This window comes from Cryobacterium levicorallinum, assembly GCF_004402405.1.
Lineage (GTDB): Bacteria > Actinomycetota > Actinomycetes > Actinomycetales > Microbacteriaceae > Cryobacterium > Cryobacterium levicorallinum.
In genome coordinates, this window is the sequence record NZ_SOFE01000008.1 from 1 (window position 1) to 17095 (window position 17095).

A 17095-nucleotide genomic window follows, 5' to 3' on the forward strand; every position below is an offset into this window, starting at 1 on the left:
CGAGCAGCCGCTGGGCATGCCGCAGGGAGATCTCCCCAGTGCGGAGAGCATCGAGGGTCTCGGGCCGGGACTCGACCAGCACCCGGCTCTCCCGCAACAGGCCAGACGCGGTCCCGGCCGGGATGCGCAGCGCACAGGCCATTTCGGCGACCAGGCCCTGCTGAGCGGCGAAGGTCGCATCCCAGTCGTGCTCATGCTGCGGACCGGCCTGCGGGCGGCCGGTCTCGGCACTGTTGGTGGTGTAATCCCACGCCTCAGTCAAGACCTCAGCCTTACTCGCCTGCGCCCACGCGATCACCTTCTCCAGGTAAATCACCCGGTCGACGAACTGCGCCTGGTGCCGCTGGAACGGACTCAGCACATCCGCGGGGCTGTCGTCTTCCGAGTCGGGTTGGTCCGGGTCAGCCTCAACCGGGTCAGCGTCAGCCGGGTCAGCCTCGCCACGGTCAGTGTCGGCAGGGTCAGTGTGACATTCGTCAGCGGTGCATCCGTCAGCGGTGCACCCGTCCGGGATGAAATCGACCGGGAGAAAATTGTCCGCGAGGTAATTCGTATAGAGGAACTCCTCGCGGAGGTCCTCATCGAAGAGGTGCTCGGGCGGCACCGCACCGAACACCTCGGTCAGATCGAGGCCTGCCGGAATGGTCGGGCCGTCAATCAGCTCCGGGCGGCCAGCCACCGGGCTCACTGCTGCCGGGCTCACCGGTTCCAGGTCGAGGTCATCGTACGGGGCGCAGTCTCCGAGCCCCTCGGCAATTTCAAACCGCCAATCAGCCTGACACTGCGCCCAGAACACCTCGAACTCGGCACGCTCCTCGGGTGTGGACGACCAGTAGCCGTGAGCCGCGAAGAACGGATCGACACGGCCCGGCTGGGGAGTATCGCCGCTCTGGCTCATAGAAGAAGTATACCAAAACCATGCGCCAGAGTCGAGAGATTCTCAAATATGTTTGGATTTCTGTGCGAATATGCATTCGGGCAGACCGCGCGTTGTCGAGACCGGCTCAGGCCAGTCCATGGCGGTCTCGGCAAGCTCGACCAACGACAAATGGCCAGGTTCTCCAGACCACTCTGGCCAGTCCACAGCCGTCTCGGCAAGCTCAACCAACGACAAATGGCCGGGTTCTCCAGACCGCTCAGGCCAATCCACAGCGGTCTCGACGGGATCGACCAATGGAAGTCGCCGGGTTTCGCAAGTTGCCATCGTTGATCCCTGGGGGCCTCGATAGGCTCGACCAACGGGGGATGGCCAGGTTTCGCAGGCCACCCGCGTTGGTCAAAGGCGGTTTCGACGCGTCCGACCGGCAGCCGCTCACCTGCTTCGCGCAGCAGATGACCGGCGCCTCCGACTAAAACGTCGGCGGCGGCCGAGGCGGCGGCATCCGTTCGTGCAGCAGTCGCCGCGTTCGTCAGGTCCTTAATCTGAAACAGGTCCCCGAATCCGTGAAACGGCAGGCTTCCGCCTCAGGACGCTAGTAGAGCAGGGCCGTCAGCCGGGACCGAGTCGGCGGGACCCTGGGGTCATCCTGGCCGATGACCTCGAACAGTTCGAGGATGCGCTCGCGAATAGCGTTGCGGCCGGGAGCCGGCTGGGCCGGGAACAGGCTCAGCAGTCGGTCGAAGGCGTCCTCGATGTGCCCACCGGACAGGTCGAGGTCGGCGACCAGCAACTGCGCGTCGAGATCGTCGGGAGAAGACGCGGCACCGTTCCGAATCTGGTCGATCGTTTTGCCCTGCAGGCGGGCCAGCAGGCTGACCTGGGCAAGGCCGGCGACGGCCATGGTGTCATTCGGGTTCTGGGCGATCGCCGTGCGGTATTCGCTCTGCGCGGTGGCATAATCGCCGGCCTCGATCGCGGCATAGGCCTCGACGTGGTGCGGCGGCAGGGGCTCTTCGACGACCTCGGCCGGTTCTCCGTCTGCGGCGGCGGCCGGCGCCTCGGCCGTGCCGGTCACGCCCTGCTGGGCAGCAAGTTCGAGCACGCGGCCGAGCACGTCGCTGATCTGCTCCTCGGCCAGCGGACCGTTGAACAGCTGTACCGGCTGGCCGGTGATGACGGCCGCGACCGTGGGCACCGACTGGGCCTGAAACGCCTGGGCGAGTTGGGGGTTGGCGTCGATGTCGACGCGGGCCAGTACGAATCGGCCCGCTAGATCGGTGATCAGCTTCTCCAGCACGGTCATCAGCGCCGTGGACGGTTCGCTCCGCGAGGCCCAAAGACCGACGATAACCGGAACGCGCGAAGACAGCTCGAGCAGCTCACCGAAGTTCGCGTCGGTGCCGTCGAGCACGAGGCTCGGCACCGGCACGACACCGGCGGGCACGCCAGCAGCCGCTGGTGCCGCTGCGGCACCGGGTGTTGCGGGCGCTGCCGCCTGGCCACGGTTGACGAGCGAGGAAAGGTCAACCGCTCCGCGCAGGTTGGATCCGGACGGGGGCAGGTTGGTCATGGAAGCTCCGCAGATTGGGTGAGGCCCTGGGCAAAGCCCAGGAGGATGATTTTGTCGCTCGATCCGGCCGTCGGCACGTAGAACAAAAGCTGGTCGCTGTAGGTGTTGAGAATGCCCTTGGACGACGACGAGATTCCCGACAGTGCCTTGCTAGCAGCACCGCTCGGGCTGACCGTGGCACCGTCGTTGATCGGTTTGACGATCTCGGTCTCGTTGACGCTGACCGCCACGATGCTGCCCGAGTCGTTGGTGGCCAGGGCGACAGTGCTGCCGTCCCCCGCCGCCGTGCCGAATTCGATCGATGCGGTGGCGGGCAGGGTCGCCTGCCGGTCGGCGCGACTGGCGTCAAACTGGGCGCGGAAGGCATCCACTTCGTCTTCGAACAGGTCGACGGACGGGCTCGCAGCGCCCTGCAGGAGCACATCGGCGTAGGCCGCGGCCAATTCGTTCGGCGGCAAGAGCAGGAGTTTGTTGTCGGGGGCGATCGCCGGCGCCCCGATCAGGGCCGGAGCAACTTCGGGCACCCGCGCAGCCGGCTCAAGCTGGAAGGCGTACTCGATGAGGTAATTCGCCCGCGGTGATTCCTGCTGCAGAATAATTGCGGTCGGTGGAATCTCGGCATCCGTTTCGTTCTGAATCACCGTCATCACCACTCGCGGCCAGGAATTCGTCTGCTGCGGCAGCGTGAAGGTGAGTGGGGCTCCCGGCAAGGCCAGCAGTGGCGACACTGTCGCGTCGACCGCCCGAATCGCGTAGTTGGCCAGGCGCTGTTCCAGCGCGGGTCCGGTGAACCGGGTCGCGAGAGTGTCCGCGTTGAGGGTCGCATCGGCATCCGCTGTCAGGAGCGAAATCTCGCCCATGATGATTTCAAGCTGCGGGACCGTGACGGCCGGCGGTGCCAGCTCGGCGGCCGCTTCGACCGAGTCGGTAGACACCGGAGTCGGGGTCGGGGTCGCTGTTTCCGTCGTCGTTGCGCTGAAATCCGGCCAGAGATCGGCCGAGCATCCGCTCAGAGCGAGACCGGACACCAAAATCATCGGCAAGATCGCGGTGCGACGGGCAATACCGCGGCGCGACGAGGTGATCTGACTGGCCTTGATGGCCTTCGGCCGGGGTGCGCGCGGCAGCCGCGGCAGGCGCGGTCCGCGCGGAACGTTGCGGCGCGGTCGCCGGGACCGGCGCAGGTGCAACAGGGCCAGCAGGTACAACACGAGTCCGAACAGCAGCAACAGGGCGCCACCGGCAAGCAGCGGGCCGGCCCACGGGGTGGAATTATCCGATGCCCACGACAAACGGATATTCGCGGGCGCCGGTTCGACTCCGTCCGAAGCAACGAGCACCGAGATGCCCTCCGGGAGGGTCTGCGTGGTCGTCAACGAATCCGTGTCGCTGACCTCCTCGAGCCACAGGTCGGAACCGGCCGGATTGACGATCAGGGGCTCGGCAGCATCGGCGGCAACCGGCTCATCCGAGCTGTCGTCGTCCGTGTCGGGTTCGACGGCAGCCGTGACAGTGGAGGTCAGTTCGCCCGTTTTTTCGCTCAGCGCCACGGTGGCGTAGGCGTCATCACCGATCCAGGCGGCCACGTCTTCGGAGCGCCCGTAGGCCAAAAAGATGGGTCCCTCGCCGCGTACGTTGATCGTCTGGCTCCCCGGGGAGGCCGCGAGGGCGCTCGGGTCGATCACGGTGTACAAAGTCTCGCCGGTGGCGGTCGAGGTTAGTGAGCTGAAGGCTGGTTCGAGCAGGATAGTTCGCTGCGCGATGCCGAGCACGATCATCACGGCGGCAAGCACGAATGCCACGATGGCTAGAACAAAACGCACGTATCACCCTTCAGCAATTGAGCTGGTTGGTACTGTTCAGTCACTTTGGCTGAACCACGTGACTGAAAGTCCTCAGACACGATTTTCAACGTTACTCCGTTCGCCTGAAAGGAGCCTAATAGCCGTTCAGCCTCCATTTGGCAGCCGGCGCGTACCGCGCGGGGCACCAACACACTAAAATTGGTCGGGTGCCCCGTAATGCACGATCCATTGAGGGGCCGGGCCCCGCGTGTAAGGAGTACAAGTGTCTGACGACGACGCCGATTTCACCCAGGTCTTTCGTGGCTATGACAAGGATGAGGTCGCCAAGGCTGTTCAATCCCTGCGCCGACAACTCATCCAGGCCAATACCCAAAATGCTGAGGCCGGCCGCGAGGTCAAACGATTGGCCGCCCGCATCGATGACCTCACCGCCGAGATCGAAGAGGTCGGCAGTCCCACGTTCTCCGGTCTGGGCACGAAACTGGAAAACACCCTTCGCGTCGCCGAGGAACAGTCCACCCGCGTCATCGCCCAGGCCGATATCGACGCGGAGAAACTGCGCGCCACGACCAGCGACGAGGTCGAGCAGCTGCGACGGAATTCCACTGAGCAGGCCGAGCGCACCCTTTCCGACGCCGCCGTCAAAGCTCGCCGACTGCTCGACGATGCTCGCATTGAAACGGATGATTTACGCGCACGTACCCAGGACGAGCAGGCGAGGGTCATGCAGGACACTGCCCGGGACGCCTCGCTGATTCGCGGCTCTGTCGCCACCGAGGCGGCCGAGGCCCGAGCCACAGTGAAACGTGAGGTGTCAGCCATCCGCTCTGAAGCGGATCGCGAAGCCGCCGAGGTGCGCGTCGTCGCGCAGCGTGAGGCCACCGAGGCTCGCGAAGAAGCGGCCGGCCTGACGCGCGAAACAGAACTTATTCGCGCCGAAGTAGCGCTGGAACTCGACCAGCAGCGCGCGACGCTCAACCAGGAAACCGACCAGGCCCGCGTAACACTGGCTGCCGAAACCGACCAGGCTCGTGTGGATCTCGCGCGCGACACCGAAGAAGCCCGCCTGAGCCGCGCACACGAAGCCGAGCAGGCACGCACCCTGCTCGCCGCCGAGGTGGAACAGGGCCGCATCGACGTGGCCCGCGAAATCGAGCAGGCCCGCGCAGTCGCCGAGGTCGAAAGCGCGCAGGCCCAGACTGACCTCGCCCGCGACCTCGAGCGCAAGCGCGTCACGGCCGATCGCGAGATCGAGCAGGCACGTGCCGCCCTGGCCGCCGACGTGGAACAGGCCGGCGCCGACCTGACCAGGGACAACCAGCAAGCCCGCCTCGAGGCCGAGGCCGAGGCCGAGCAGGCCCGCATCGACGTACAAACCGAGCTCGCCGCGACCCGGAAGACCGGCCAGCACGAGGCCGCCCAGCTGGCCAGAGAAATCGACCAGGCCCGAGCCGACTTCGATGTCGAGCTGAAAGCCCGCCGCGACGAAGCAGAGCAGGAACACCTCACCTCGCACCAAGAGGCGGTGGCACTGGCGCAGAAATTCCAGACGGATGCCGCCGGGCAGCTCGCCGAGACCACTGAGCGTACGCTCGAACTGCGTACGCTCAACGAGCAGCTGGACGCGGGAGCCCGGGCGGAGGCCAAGGCCAACAAGGACCACGCCGACGAGACTGCCGCACGCATTCTGCACGACGCCCAGACCAGCGCTTCGGCACTCGTCGAGGATGCGACGACACGGTCGCGTGCCCTGGTCGCTGACGCGGAAGATCGCATGGCGCAGATTAGAATTGAGCGCGATGCCGTGGCAGGGTACTTTGAAAGTCTGCGCAGCGTTTTGACCCAGGCAGAACGGGTCGCAGCCGAGTAATTCCCTACTCCTGGAGACGACCCGTGAAAATTCAGAATGCGTTTAGGTTCGGACTCGTCGGCACCCTGGGCGTAGGCCTCGGCTTGTTGATCATCACTTCGGTGATCACCCTGCAGACGATCATCATCTACGTGGGAGCCGCGCTATTCATTGCGCTCGGCCTCGACCCGGCCGTCTCCTGGTTGGAGAAGAAGCGGTTTCCCCGCTGGGCGGCCATTCTGACCGTGGTCGCCGCCGTGCTCGGTGTGCTCACCGGTGTCGTGTTCGCAATCGCTCCGATCATCGTCGACCAGGTCTCCAAGCTGTCCCAGCTCATTCCGGATCTGGTCAAGGCGGTGAACAGTTCAACGTTTCTGAGTGATCTGCAAGAGCAGTTTCCCGGCCTCGACATCACGGGGATCACCAAGACCGTCACCGATTCTCTGGGCGGCAACCTCACCAACATCACGACCACGATCGTTCAGTCGGGCCTCGCGTTTGTCGGTGGCCTGTTCGGTGCCCTCATCATTCTCATTCTCACGCTGTACTTCACCGCCTCCCTCAACAGCATGAAGCGCGCCACCTACCAGCTGGTTCCCGCTTCAAAGCGGGAGCGCTTCACCGATATCAGTGAGCAGATCACCACGGCCGTCGGCCGCTACATCGTGGGACAGGCCGCGCTCGCCTCGGTGAACGGCGTGCTGAGCTTCATCTTTCTCTCGATCATCGGCGCACCGTTCCCGGCGTTGCTCGCCTTCATCGCTTTTCTGCTCTCGCTCGTTCCGCTCGTCGGAACCATCTCGGGTTCGGTCATCATCGTGCTGACCTGTTTGATTCCCGAGATCGGCAGCTCACCCCAGACCGCGCTGGCCGCCGCCATCTACTACCTCATCTATATGCAGGTGGAAGCATACGTTCTCAGTCCAAACATCATGAGCCGCGCCGTGTCGGTTCCGGGCGCTGTCGTGGTGATTGCGGCCCTGGCCGGCGGCAGCCTGCTCGGCATTCTCGGCGCGCTGATCGCCATCCCGGTCGCCGCGTCGGTCATCATGATCGTCAAGCAGGTCGTCATCCCCCGCCAGAACGAGCTCTAGCTGCTACAACCGGCTTAGGACGGGTCGCGCAGGCCGTCCGTCCATTCGATGGGTAGTGGCAGCGCGGCGGGGTTAACGGTGGCGACGATCTCGCTGAGAACCCGCCGGGTCAGGTTTTCGCCGACCCAGAGGTGTTTGCCGCCCTCGACGGCGACGAACCGAAGGCTGGGCACACTCGCGAAGCGCAAGCGAGCGGCATCCGGTCGCAGGTAATCGTCGAATTCGGGAATGACCGCGACCAGCTGCCGCTCATTCCCGGCCCACGCGGCCAGTTCGGCCTTCGTCGTGCGGTGCAGCGGCGGGGACAGCAGAATGGCACCGCGGATCGGGTGCTCCAGCCCGTACTTGAGGGCGAGCTCAGTGCCGAAGGACCAGCCGACCAGCCACGGATTGGGCAGCTGGCGTTCGGCGACGAAGGCCATCGCCGCGGCCACGTCGGCGCGTTCGGTGATGCCCTCCCCGAAGTCACCGCCACTGGTGCCGCGCGGCGACGAGGTCCCGCGGGTGTTGAAGCGCAGTACGGCCAGATCGGCCATCGCCGGCAGGCGGTTGGCCGCCTTGCGCAGAATGTGCGAGTCCATGAATCCACCGGCCGTGGGCAGCGGATGCAGCGTCACGAGCGTCGCCACCGGCGTACGCCCGATCGGGGTCGCCAACTCCCCCACCAGGGTGAGGCCATCGCTGGTTTTCAGTTCAATGTGCTCGATGCTGGCGGGCAGTTCGATGCCGCCACGAATGCCGACCGGCAGGGTCACGGACGTCTCCTCGATCATTTGATTCTCCAACAGTGAGTGTGCCAGTGCCGCCGGTTGGCCAGGTCGGCCGCATCGCCGAGCACTCCGTCGCCGCGCCAGGCGACCATGTGCGCCGTACCGGGCGCGATGTCGAGGGTGCAGCCGGGACACAGATAGGTCTTCGCGGCCTGCATGGCCGGCACCGGTTGAACGTGCCACAGTCCGTCGCGGCGCACCTCGCTGCGGCGCCAACCCGCCAGCAGGTCGTTCAGGTCAGCACCTTCGCCATCGTCTCGCGGAGCGCTCTTGCGGCCTCGGGGTCGATTGCTGCGCGCCATCACAACAGTCTAATTGCTGCCCGACGACGCCGTAAATCAGAAGGGTAAGCGCTAATACCAGCCGGAAGCCTGGGACTTGGCCCAGGCACCGCACGGGGTGCCGTAGCGGCCGGTGATATAACTGAGGCCCCACTCGATCTGGGTTCCGGCGTTGGTCGCCCAGTCGTCACCGGCCGTGGCCATTTTGGAGCCGGGAAGCGCCTGCGGGATGCCGTAGGCTCCACTCGAACTGTTCTCGGCGTTCACACGCCAGCCTGATTCCTTCTGCCACAGCGAGACCAGGCAGTTGTACTGGTCTTCGCCCCAGCCGCGACCCGCGACAGCATCGTAGGCGTAAGCCTGAGCCGAGCCGGGATCCGGCACAGCGGCAGACGGGGCGGTGACGCTTCGCTTCTTTTCCACGGCGACGACCACCGGAACTGGCTTGGGCTTCTCGGTGACGGTGAAGCCGTCGCGAGTGATGGTATTTGTGTAGCTGCCGGCCACGAGCACGGCCTGGGCCGGCCCCTCGTCGGTGGTGCTGCCGGCGAGTTGAAAGTAGGGGGATGCAGTGGCACCCGAGTAGGGATCGACGACGGTCACGAGCACGAACGCGAAGGCGGCGGTGAATCCGAACAGAAAGTGAGACGGCTTGGCCCGACGCCGAGTTCGACGAACCGGCGGCCGCGCCTTGGCCGGGACGGATTCGATTCGTTGCAGATGCCTACCCATTACTAGATGACCCTAGCCCACATCTTTGGTAACGGCCAGATAACGGTCACCAAATCAACGTACCGCCAGCATCACGTCGACGACGCTGTCGAGCACCAGATCGACCTGGCCTTCGCGGTATCCGCCCCGTTCAGGGCGAAAAACGGCGGTTCGTACTTCGTCGACGGTAAGCTCACGACCGTCCAGAAAATACTTCACCAGTTTGTTTGCGAACCGATCGACATCGACCCGTTTGTAGCCGACCGCGAGCACACTGGTACGGGTGAATCGATGCCCGGGCGCACGGCTGAGGCGGGCAACAAGTACCGTGGCCGCATTCTCGGCGCCGACCGTCCAGGCCTGCTCTCCCCCGGTGCGCGAGGCGTGATCGCGTTCCCGGGCGGCAAAGGCGTCCTCGAGTCGCTCCAGTGCGGCGTCGACATGTTCCGGCGAATATCCGCCCTTGTGCATGGCGAAGGCGGTGTGTCGAATGGCTTCGGCTGTCAAGGTCGCGCCGGTTCGCTCGGCCTCCGCGGCTGCCTTGTCCGCGACGCTGGTGTGGATGGCCTCGGTCCCCTTCGCGCCGGTGTCGGCATCCGTTTCACTGTCGGTCAGGTCGTGCCGATCGTAGGCGCGTCGGGCCGCGGCCAGAAAAGTATCGACCTGACTCACGTTGTAGCCGAGAGTTTTCTTGGCCACTCGGGGAAATATGGTGCTCATAGCCTCATTGTCTCGGTTGTGCTGACGGGGAGCGAATCGGTTCGGCTCACGCAAAGACCAGGTAGAGGGCGTAGGCCGCGGCGGCCGACGGGAGGATCGAGTCCAGCCGGTCCAGAAAACCGCCGTGCCCGGGCAGCCAGGAGCTCATGTCCTTGATCCCGAGGTCGCGTTTGATCAGCGATTCGGCCAGATCGCCGAACGTCGCCGTGAGCAGAATCACGAGGCCGAAGACCAGGCCGAACCACCACTCCTGATCCAGCATGAAGATGGACAGCAGAACGCCGGCGATCATGCAGATCAGGCCGGCACCGATAAAGCCTTCCCAGGTTTTCTTGGGGCTGATCGAGGGTGCCATCGGATGCTTGCCAAAATTGAGCCCGCTGACGTAGGCCCCGGTATCGGCGGAAATAACCAGGATCAGGAAGGCGAGCGCCCACCACTGCCCCTCGGGCTGGGCGACGAGTAGCACGGCGAAGCTCGCCAGGAACACGACATAGACCTGAATCAGGATGCCGCCGCCCACGTCGCCGACAATAGACCGGGCCGGGGCGCGATGGGACGGAATCACCAGAAGCGCCAGCCGCCACAGGGCGATCAGCACGATCCCGCCGAGCATCACGAGCCACTGGCCGGTCGCCTCGCCGTAGAACGCGGCCGGGACGATCGCGACGGCAGAGATGAGGACCGGGATGCGCGGAACATTACGTCCCGCGTGCCGCAGCGCCTGGGCCAGCTCGAAGGCACAGAAGGCGACGATCACGACCGCGAAGATCATGAACAGTTGCTTGACGATGATGAGGCTGACCAGCATCGAACCGCCGAGCACGAGCCCGATCAGTATCGCGAGAATGAGGTTGCGCCCGGTACGGGCTTCAATGCGCTCGTTGGTGGCATCGAGCTGGGCACGCGTCGCCTGCACCTGCCGCTCGAAATCAGCCTTGGTAGTTTGCACCTGACGTTCAAAATCGGCCCGCGTCGTCTTCACTTGCGCCCGAAACTCGGCACGACTGACACCGTGACCGCGCTTGGGCGGCTGGTCGTTCCCGGGTTTCTCGGTCATCTGAAGGCTCCCTAGATCTCGAGGAGTTCGGCTTCCTTGCGCTTGAACGCGTCATCAATGCCGTCCACGTGGCTCTTGGTGATCAGCTCCAGCTCTTTCTCGGCCCGACCGACCTCGTCGTCGCCGACCTCGCTCTTGAGCGCGTCGAGCTCATCCTTGGCCTTGCGACGGATGTTTCGCACCGAGATGCGGGCATCCTCTGCCTTGGCCTTGACGATTTTCACGAATTCCTTGCGGCGTTCCGTGGTGAGCTCTGGGAGGGTCGCGCGAATGGTGGTGCCGTCGTTGCCGACGTTGGCGCCCAGGTTCGGAGTGTCGCGAATGGCGATCTCGATGTCGCGCAGGGCCGCCTTGTCGTACGGGCCAATCAGCATGGTGCGGGCTTCCTGGTTCTGCAGGGAAGCGAGCTGCTCCAGCGGGGTCATGGTGCCGTAGTAGCTCACCAGGATTTTCGCGAACATCTGCGGGTTGGCACGTCCAGTGCGCACGGTTCCAAAATCATCTTTGGCGGCCTCGAGGGCCCGATTCATGCGCGCAGTGGCGTCGGAAAGAACATCCGCGATCACGGTGACTCCTTTATTGGTGGTGGAATAATTCTAGTTGGAGACGCGCGTGCCCAGATCGGTGCCCAGAATGGCGGCGGTGACGTTGCCTTCCGGGGCCATGCCGAAGACCTGCATCGGCATGTGGTTGTCCATGCACAGGCTGAAAGCGGTGGAGTCGACCACCTTGAGCCCGCGCTGCAGCGCCTCGAGGTAGGTGATGTGGTGGATCTTCTGCGCATCGGGGTTGGTGCGAGGGTCGTCGGAATAGACGCCGTCGACACCGTTTTTTGCCACGAGCACAACGTCAGCATCGATTTCGAGGGCGCGCTGGGCAGCGACGGTGTCGGTGGAAAAGTAGGGCAGTCCGGCGCCGGCACCGAAGATGACGACGCGGCCCTTCTCGAGGTGACGCTCGGCGCGGCGCGGAATATACAGCTCGGCGACCTGGGTCATCGAGATCGCGGACTGCACCCGGGTTTCAGCGCCGGCCTGCTCCAGGAAGTCCTGCAGGGCCAGAGCGTTCATGACTGTGCCGAGCATGCCCATATAGTCGGCGCGGCCACGGTCCATGCCGCGCTGGGAGAGCTCTGCGCCGCGGAAGAAGTTGCCGCCGCCGACGACGATGGCGACCTCGACCTGCTTGGCGCCCTCGGCGATTTCACGGGCCAGCGAGCTGACGACATCCGGGTTGACTCCGACGGCGCCGCCGCCAAAAGCCTCACCCGACAATTTCAGAAGCACTCGTCGTTTCTTGACGATAGCGGTGGGCCTGACCGGTACAGAAAAAGTACTGGCCGGGCTGTTATGGGTGTGCGTGCTGGCCGTGTCAGTCATGGCGTGCGGGGCCTTCCGAAGTGGGGTGTTACCAAACTACCAAGAGCGTGCGCGTACCCCAGGGGGCACACACAAAAACGGAGGCCGGATTGCTTTCGCAATCCGACCTCCGTCATTCGTTGTTAGGCGCCGACCTTGAACCGGGCGAAGCCCGACACGGTCAGTTTTGCATCGTCGAGGACCTTCGCAACGGATACCTTGTTGTCCTTGGCGTAGTCCTGTTCGAGCAGGGCGACCTGCTTGAGGTACGCCTTGACGCGTCCCTCAACGATCTTGGGCAGTGCCGCTTCCGGCTTGCCCTCGTTCTTCGAGATCTCGGTGACGATCTTGCGCTCGGTCTCCACCAGGTCAGCAGGAACATCGCTGGCCGCGAGGTACTCGGGGTTGGCGAACGAGATGTGCTGGGCGACGCTGCGAGCGGTCTCCACGTCGGCTCCAGAGAAGCCGAGAACAACGCCGACCTGCGGGGGCAGGTCCTTGCTGGTCTTGTGCAGGTAAATCGAGAACGATTCGCCGGTGACGGCGGCAACACGGCGAAGTTCGAACTTCTCGCCGATGATGGCCGCTTCGCCGTCGATGAGCTCGGCAACGGTCTGGGTGCCGGCCGTTGCGGCCAGTCCAGCCTCAACCGTCGTCGCGCCAGCGGCGGCGATCGCGTCGAGCACCTTGTCGGCCAGAACGACGAACTTGTCACCCTTGGCGACGAAGTCGGTCTCGCAGGCGAGTTCGATCATGTACGCGGTCGTGCCGACTTCCTTGGCAGCGACGAGTCCCTCAGAGGTGGAACGGTCAGCGCGCTTGGCGTTGCCCTTTGCACCCTTGAGACGCAGGATCTCGATGGCCTTGTCCATGTCGCCGTCGGCTTCAACGAGGGCGTTCTTGGTGTCGACCATTCCGGTGCCGAGGTTCTCGCGGAGAGCCTTGACGTTTTCGAGTGTGAAGTTTGCCATACCGGGTTCCTTACTTGGTCTCTTCGGCGGCAACGGTCGGCTCATCGGCGACGGCAGCCAGTACGGCGGCAACGTCGGAGTCGGCGACAGCGTCGGCGATGGTGACGGAGGGCTCTGCAACGACGGCCTCGTCGGCGACGACGGTAGCGTCGGCAACCTTCTCGGTCTCGGCAGAGGACTGCGCGGGGGTGGTTTCGGCGTCGGAGGCCTGAAGCAGTTCAGCTTCCCACGCGGCGAGGGGCTCAACTTCAGCCTCCGGCTTGGCGTGGCGCTGGATCAGGCCCTCGGCTGCAGCGTCCGCGATGATGCGGGTCAGCAGGCCAACGGAGCGGATGGCGTCGTCGTTGCCCGGGATCGGGTACTGCACGTCGTCGGGGTCGCAGTTGGTGTCGAGGATGGCGATGACGGGGATGCCGAGCTTGCGCGCCTCGTCAATAGCGAGGTGTTCCTTGTTGGTGTCAACAACCCACAGCGCAGACGGGGTCTTCGTGAGGTTGCGGATTCCGCCGAGGCTCTTGTGCAGCTTGACGAGTTCGCGCTTCTTGATGAGCATTTCCTTCTTCGTGAAACCGCTCTTGGCGGTGTCTTCGAAGTCGAGCTCTTCGAGTTCTTTCATGCGGGCCAGACGCTTGGAAACGGTCTGGAAGTTGGTGAGGAGTCCACCGAGCCAGCGCTGGTTGACGTAGGGCTGGCCTACGCGCTGCGCCTGCTCTGAAATGGATTCCTGGGCCTGCTTCTTGGTGCCAACGAAGAGGATGGTGCCGCCGTGGGCAACCGTCTCCTTGACGAAGTCATAGGCCTTGTCAACGAACCCGAGCGACTGCTGCAGGTCGATGATGTAGATGCCGGAACGCTCGGTGAAGATGAAGCGCTTCATCTTCGGGTTCCAACGGCGGGTCTGGTGCCCGAAGTGCACGCCGCTGTCAAGCAGCTGGCGAATGGTTACGACGGCCATGTGCCGTACTCCTGTTCTGATGCGCGCTCGCACGCACACCAATCGGTTTGTGCGATGATCGGTCGATCATCACTCCTGGTACCCGGCACATGTCCGCCCTGTACCTGCAAGATTCGCTGTGCATGAATCTGGCTGTACGGGACCGATTGGACATGGCGGCCAAATGGGCACGCGTAGTCAGCGCACGAAGCGCTGCTGTGGATAGCGTATCACCGTCGGCCGGGTGGTCGAGACCGGACCGTAGGAAAACAGCTCCTCCACCGCAGCGGTCCTTATGTCCTCTGCACGAATGCGCCCACGAGCTGTTCGCCCGAGGCGCCACCCGGCCAGGCTGGCCCCATGCATACGTTACGCAATCTCGCGATTCGCCGCCTGGCGGCATCCGCTGTGATGCTGCTCATTCTCCTCGGGAGTCCGTTTGCCACGGCGAGCGCGGTTCCCCCGGCGGTCGTGACGCCGGGAGTGGATGGCTGGCGCTGGCCGCTCCCGGAGCCGCACCGGGTGATCGCCCCGTTCATTGCGCCGGTCATGCCCTATGCTGCCGGTCATCGCGGCATCGACCTGACGGCGCAGACCGGCGATACCGTGCTGGCTCCGCACGACGGCGTCGTATCATTCGCCGGCGTGGTCGTTGATCGACCGGTGCTCTCCATCACCCAGGTCGGTGATCTGATCACAACGGTGGAGCCGGTGTTGGCGCTCGTGGCCGAGGGCGACCGGGTGCAGGGCGGGCAGCAGATCGGAACTGTGGCGACGGGCGGTCATTGCCCGCCGGGCTGCCTGCACTTGGGGGTACGCCTGCACGGGAACTACGTGTCGCCGCTGCTCTATCTCGGCGGCTTGCAGCGAGCCGTGTTACTTCCGGCCGGCCCGTGACGGTGCGCCGTACTGGCAGGTCAGCGCGACGTCGAAACGAGGAACCAACGCTGGCGGTCAGGCGCGGGGGTGTGCCAGTCCGTAGCTGGCCTTGAGCCGTTCGGCGGAGACGTGCGTGTAGATCTGGGTGGTGCCGAGGCTGACGTGTCCGAGCAGCTCCTGCACGGCCCGCAGGTCGGCGCCGCCGTCGAGAAGGTGGGTGGCCGCGGTGTGTCGCAAGGCGTGGGGACCCGCCGGACCGGTTCCGGGAACCTCGGCGAGCAGGGTGGCAACCAGTCGGTAGACCCCGCGTGTGCCCAGACGCTGACCCTGGCGGCCAAGAAACAACGCGGTGGTGCCGGGTGCTGTGGCGCCGGGCGCTGACGTCGGGCCCGAGCTCGACGCGTGTTCCACGAGCGAGCGGCGGGCCTGGCCGAGGTAGTGCACGATCGCACGCTGCGCCGGCACGCCGAACGGCACCACGCGCTCCTTGGAGCCCTTGCCCGTGACCCGCACGGTCAGCCGGTCGAGGTCGACGTCGGCGACGTCGAGTCCGACGAGTTCGGAAACACGCAGGGCCGAAGCGTAGAGCAGTTCGACGATCGCCAGATCACGCGCGGCCAGATCACGCACGGCAGGTTCGCGATCGATGCGGGTCCCGGACTCGGCGCCATCTGGCCTACCGCCGGCCTCCACTTCCCCGTGCGCGCGGGTCGTGAGCAGTTCAAGCAACTCGTTCATCTGGGTGTGGGTGATCACGCGGGGAAGCGTGTGGCCAGGCTTCGGCGAGCGCAGGCGAGCGGCCGGATCCACGCTGTCGTCGCGGGCCCGCGCCAGCCAGGCGGTGAAGCTGCGCGCCGACGCCGACCGACGGGCGAGCGTCGCGCGGGCGAGGCCGGCCTGGGTACCCACCCACAGCCATTCCCGGAGCAGCTCCAGGGTCAGATCAGCGGATGCCGCGCTACCACGTTCCGCAGCAAACGCGGCCAGCTGCGCCAGATCGGTGCGGTACGCCCGAACGGTGTGCGCCGAGTAGCCACGCTCCGCGCTCAGGTATCGCAGAAACGCGTCGATGTCGTCGGTCAGGGGCACGGGTTCAGTTTCGTCTCGGCAGCGAGCGTCCCGCGCGCGACCCGCGGCACGGGGGCAGAATTGGCGGGCCGAACGGCATCCGTTCGTGGTCGAGTTGGTCTGCTGGCGCTGGGACACTTCGCGTGATCATTGTTGGCGGGAAAAGGCTTCGAGTCGGGCTTCGGGTGACAGGATGGCCAGTCGATCGACATAGTCGGCCGGAAAATGGGTGGCCGTATCGAAGGCGCCGATCGGTACCTGCGAGTGCGTGATCTGGTCGGCGTAGACGTGCAGCAGGTTGACGGTGCGGCCGCCTTTGACGCCGGTCAGTTCACGCTCGGGAGCGCTGAGATCCATCGTGTAGCAGGTGGCCGCGGCCACGGAGACTGGAATTCCGGCGAACAGGCCCTGGGTCGCATAGTGCAGGTGACCACCGAGAATCGCGCGTACGTCGCTGCCGTCCAGCACCGCCGCCAAGCGCGGCTGTTCCTGCAGTTCGAGCAGGCTCATCAACGGCAGCGGGGTGGGAATCGGCGGGTGGTGCAGCGCCAGAATGGAGCCGTGACGGGCGGGCGTGCTGAGCACCGTGCGCAGCCACTCCAGCTGCGCGTCGGTCACCTCACCGTGGTGATAGCCCGGCACGCTGGTGTCGAGGGCAATGATTCGCAGGCCGTCGAGGTCGTGCACCTGGTCGACGGGGTCCTGGTCGACGGGGTCCTGGTCGACGCGGCCTTGGTCGACAGTGCCTTGATCAGCTGCGCGCGCCGCTTCGCCCGGCTGATCCTGCCCGAGTAGGACGCTCCGAAAAGCGGCGCGCTGGTCGTGGTTGCCCATCACCCAGATGACCTTCGCTTGCCACTGGGCCGCGACGGCTTCGACGATGCCGCGGATGCGGCGGTAGGCATCCGCTTCGCCACGATCGGCGACATCACCGGTGATTATGAGGGCATCGGGGCGGATGCCCGACCGGTGCAGCTGTTCGAGGGCACGATGCACCGTGGTGTCGGTGTCGACGGTGCCGTACAGCGCCGCGGCATCCGCTAGAAAATGGGTGTCGCTGAGGTGAACCAGAATCTTGTCGGCGGGCGCATACTGGCCCCACTGCATGCTCGCCATTTCCCGTCCCGTCGTTGGGATCCACCCTA

Annotated in this window: 16 protein-coding genes and 1 pseudogene; 3 read left to right on the top strand and 14 right to left on the bottom strand. The window is 65.1% G+C overall.

All coding sequences use genetic code 11. From position 1 onward, the window contains the following. The 3 genes and pseudogenes from E3O11_RS03950 to E3O11_RS03960 all read right to left on the bottom strand — a co-directional run. Positions 1 to 898, bottom strand: a pseudogene (locus E3O11_RS03950) (hypothetical protein); the annotation flags it as partial. Positions 899 to 1472: 574 nt separating this feature from the next. Then, positions 1473 to 2450 (bottom strand): tetratricopeptide repeat protein, encoded by a 978-nt coding sequence (locus E3O11_RS03955; protein WP_092449199.1) that lies wholly within the window; start codon positions 2448 to 2450, stop codon positions 1473 to 1475. Continuing rightward, on the bottom strand, positions 2447 to 4273 hold the full coding sequence (locus E3O11_RS03960; protein WP_092449200.1) for a DUF8094 domain-containing protein: 1827 nt from the start codon (positions 4271 to 4273) through the stop codon (positions 2447 to 2449). The genes E3O11_RS03955 and E3O11_RS03960 overlap by 4 nt, the downstream gene beginning before the upstream one ends. Positions 4274 to 4517: 244 nt before the next feature. Between E3O11_RS03960 and E3O11_RS03965 the strand changes: the two genes are divergently transcribed. Continuing rightward, on the top strand, positions 4518 to 6125 hold the full coding sequence (locus E3O11_RS03965) for a coiled-coil domain-containing protein (RefSeq protein WP_092449201.1): 1608 nt from the start codon (positions 4518 to 4520) through the stop codon (positions 6123 to 6125). A gap of 23 nt (positions 6126 to 6148) precedes the next feature. Continuing rightward, positions 6149 to 7198, top strand: coding sequence for an AI-2E family transporter (locus E3O11_RS03970; protein ID WP_092449202.1), 1050 nt, complete (start codon positions 6149 to 6151; stop codon positions 7196 to 7198). A 14-nt stretch (positions 7199 to 7212) separates the two neighbouring features. On the opposite strand, the gene E3O11_RS03975 is transcribed toward E3O11_RS03970, so the two are convergent. The 9 genes from E3O11_RS03975 to rpsB all read right to left on the bottom strand — a co-directional run bounded on the left by E3O11_RS03975 (position 7213) and on the right by rpsB (position 14024). Beyond that, positions 7213 to 7971: an alpha/beta hydrolase gene (locus tag E3O11_RS03975; protein ID WP_092449203.1), complete on the bottom strand. Its 759-nt coding sequence runs from the start codon at positions 7969 to 7971 to the stop codon at positions 7213 to 7215. After that, positions 7968 to 8270, bottom strand: a complete 303-nt coding sequence (locus tag E3O11_RS03980) for a hypothetical protein (RefSeq protein WP_170851556.1) — start codon at positions 8268 to 8270, stop codon at positions 7968 to 7970. The genes E3O11_RS03975 and E3O11_RS03980 overlap by 4 nt, the downstream gene beginning before the upstream one ends. 51 nt (positions 8271 to 8321) lie before the next feature. Continuing rightward, positions 8322 to 8981, bottom strand: a complete 660-nt coding sequence (locus E3O11_RS03985) for an aggregation-promoting factor C-terminal-like domain-containing protein (protein ID WP_092449204.1) — start codon at positions 8979 to 8981, stop codon at positions 8322 to 8324. 54 nt (positions 8982 to 9035) lie between these two features. Further along, positions 9036 to 9680: a DivIVA domain-containing protein gene (locus tag E3O11_RS03990; protein WP_092449205.1), complete on the bottom strand. Its 645-nt coding sequence runs from the start codon at positions 9678 to 9680 to the stop codon at positions 9036 to 9038. A 46-nt stretch (positions 9681 to 9726) separates the two neighbouring features. Further along, positions 9727 to 10740, bottom strand: a complete 1014-nt coding sequence (locus tag E3O11_RS03995; RefSeq protein WP_092449206.1) for a phosphatidate cytidylyltransferase — start codon at positions 10738 to 10740, stop codon at positions 9727 to 9729. A gap of 11 nt (positions 10741 to 10751) precedes the next feature. Then, positions 10752 to 11306 carry a ribosome recycling factor gene (frr, locus tag E3O11_RS04000; protein ID WP_092449207.1) on the bottom strand — a complete coding sequence of 185 codons (555 nt, stop codon included), beginning with the start codon at positions 11304 to 11306 and terminating at the stop codon, positions 10752 to 10754. A gap of 30 nt (positions 11307 to 11336) precedes the next feature. Next, entirely contained in the window at positions 11337 to 12119 is a 783-nt protein-coding gene (gene pyrH, locus E3O11_RS04005) for a UMP kinase (protein ID WP_092449208.1), read from the bottom strand. A 122-nt stretch (positions 12120 to 12241) separates the two neighbouring features. Beyond that, positions 12242 to 13069 carry a translation elongation factor Ts gene (gene tsf / locus E3O11_RS04010; protein ID WP_092449209.1) on the bottom strand — a complete coding sequence of 276 codons (828 nt, stop codon included), beginning with the start codon at positions 13067 to 13069 and terminating at the stop codon, positions 12242 to 12244. Between the two features lie 10 nt (positions 13070 to 13079). Beyond that, positions 13080 to 14024, bottom strand: coding sequence for a 30S ribosomal protein S2 (rpsB, locus tag E3O11_RS04015; RefSeq protein ID WP_092449210.1), 945 nt, complete (start codon positions 14022 to 14024; stop codon positions 13080 to 13082). A gap of 339 nt (positions 14025 to 14363) precedes the next feature. Here rpsB and E3O11_RS04020 point away from each other — a divergent pair, with 339 nt between their 5' ends. Next, positions 14364 to 14900, top strand: coding sequence for a murein hydrolase activator EnvC family protein (locus E3O11_RS04020; protein ID WP_092449211.1), 537 nt, complete (start codon positions 14364 to 14366; stop codon positions 14898 to 14900). Between the two features lie 57 nt (positions 14901 to 14957). Here E3O11_RS04020 and E3O11_RS04025 read toward each other — a convergent pair whose 3' ends face one another. Both E3O11_RS04025 and E3O11_RS04030 read right to left on the bottom strand, forming a co-directional pair. Continuing rightward, a complete protein-coding gene (locus E3O11_RS04025) occupies positions 14958 to 15971 on the bottom strand; it encodes a tyrosine recombinase XerC (RefSeq protein WP_241991111.1) in 1014 nt (337 codons plus the stop codon). Between the two features lie 126 nt (positions 15972 to 16097). Continuing rightward, positions 16098 to 17066 (bottom strand): phosphodiesterase, encoded by a 969-nt coding sequence (locus E3O11_RS04030; protein ID WP_092449212.1) that lies wholly within the window; start codon positions 17064 to 17066, stop codon positions 16098 to 16100. Positions 17067 to 17095 lie beyond the last annotated feature (29 nt).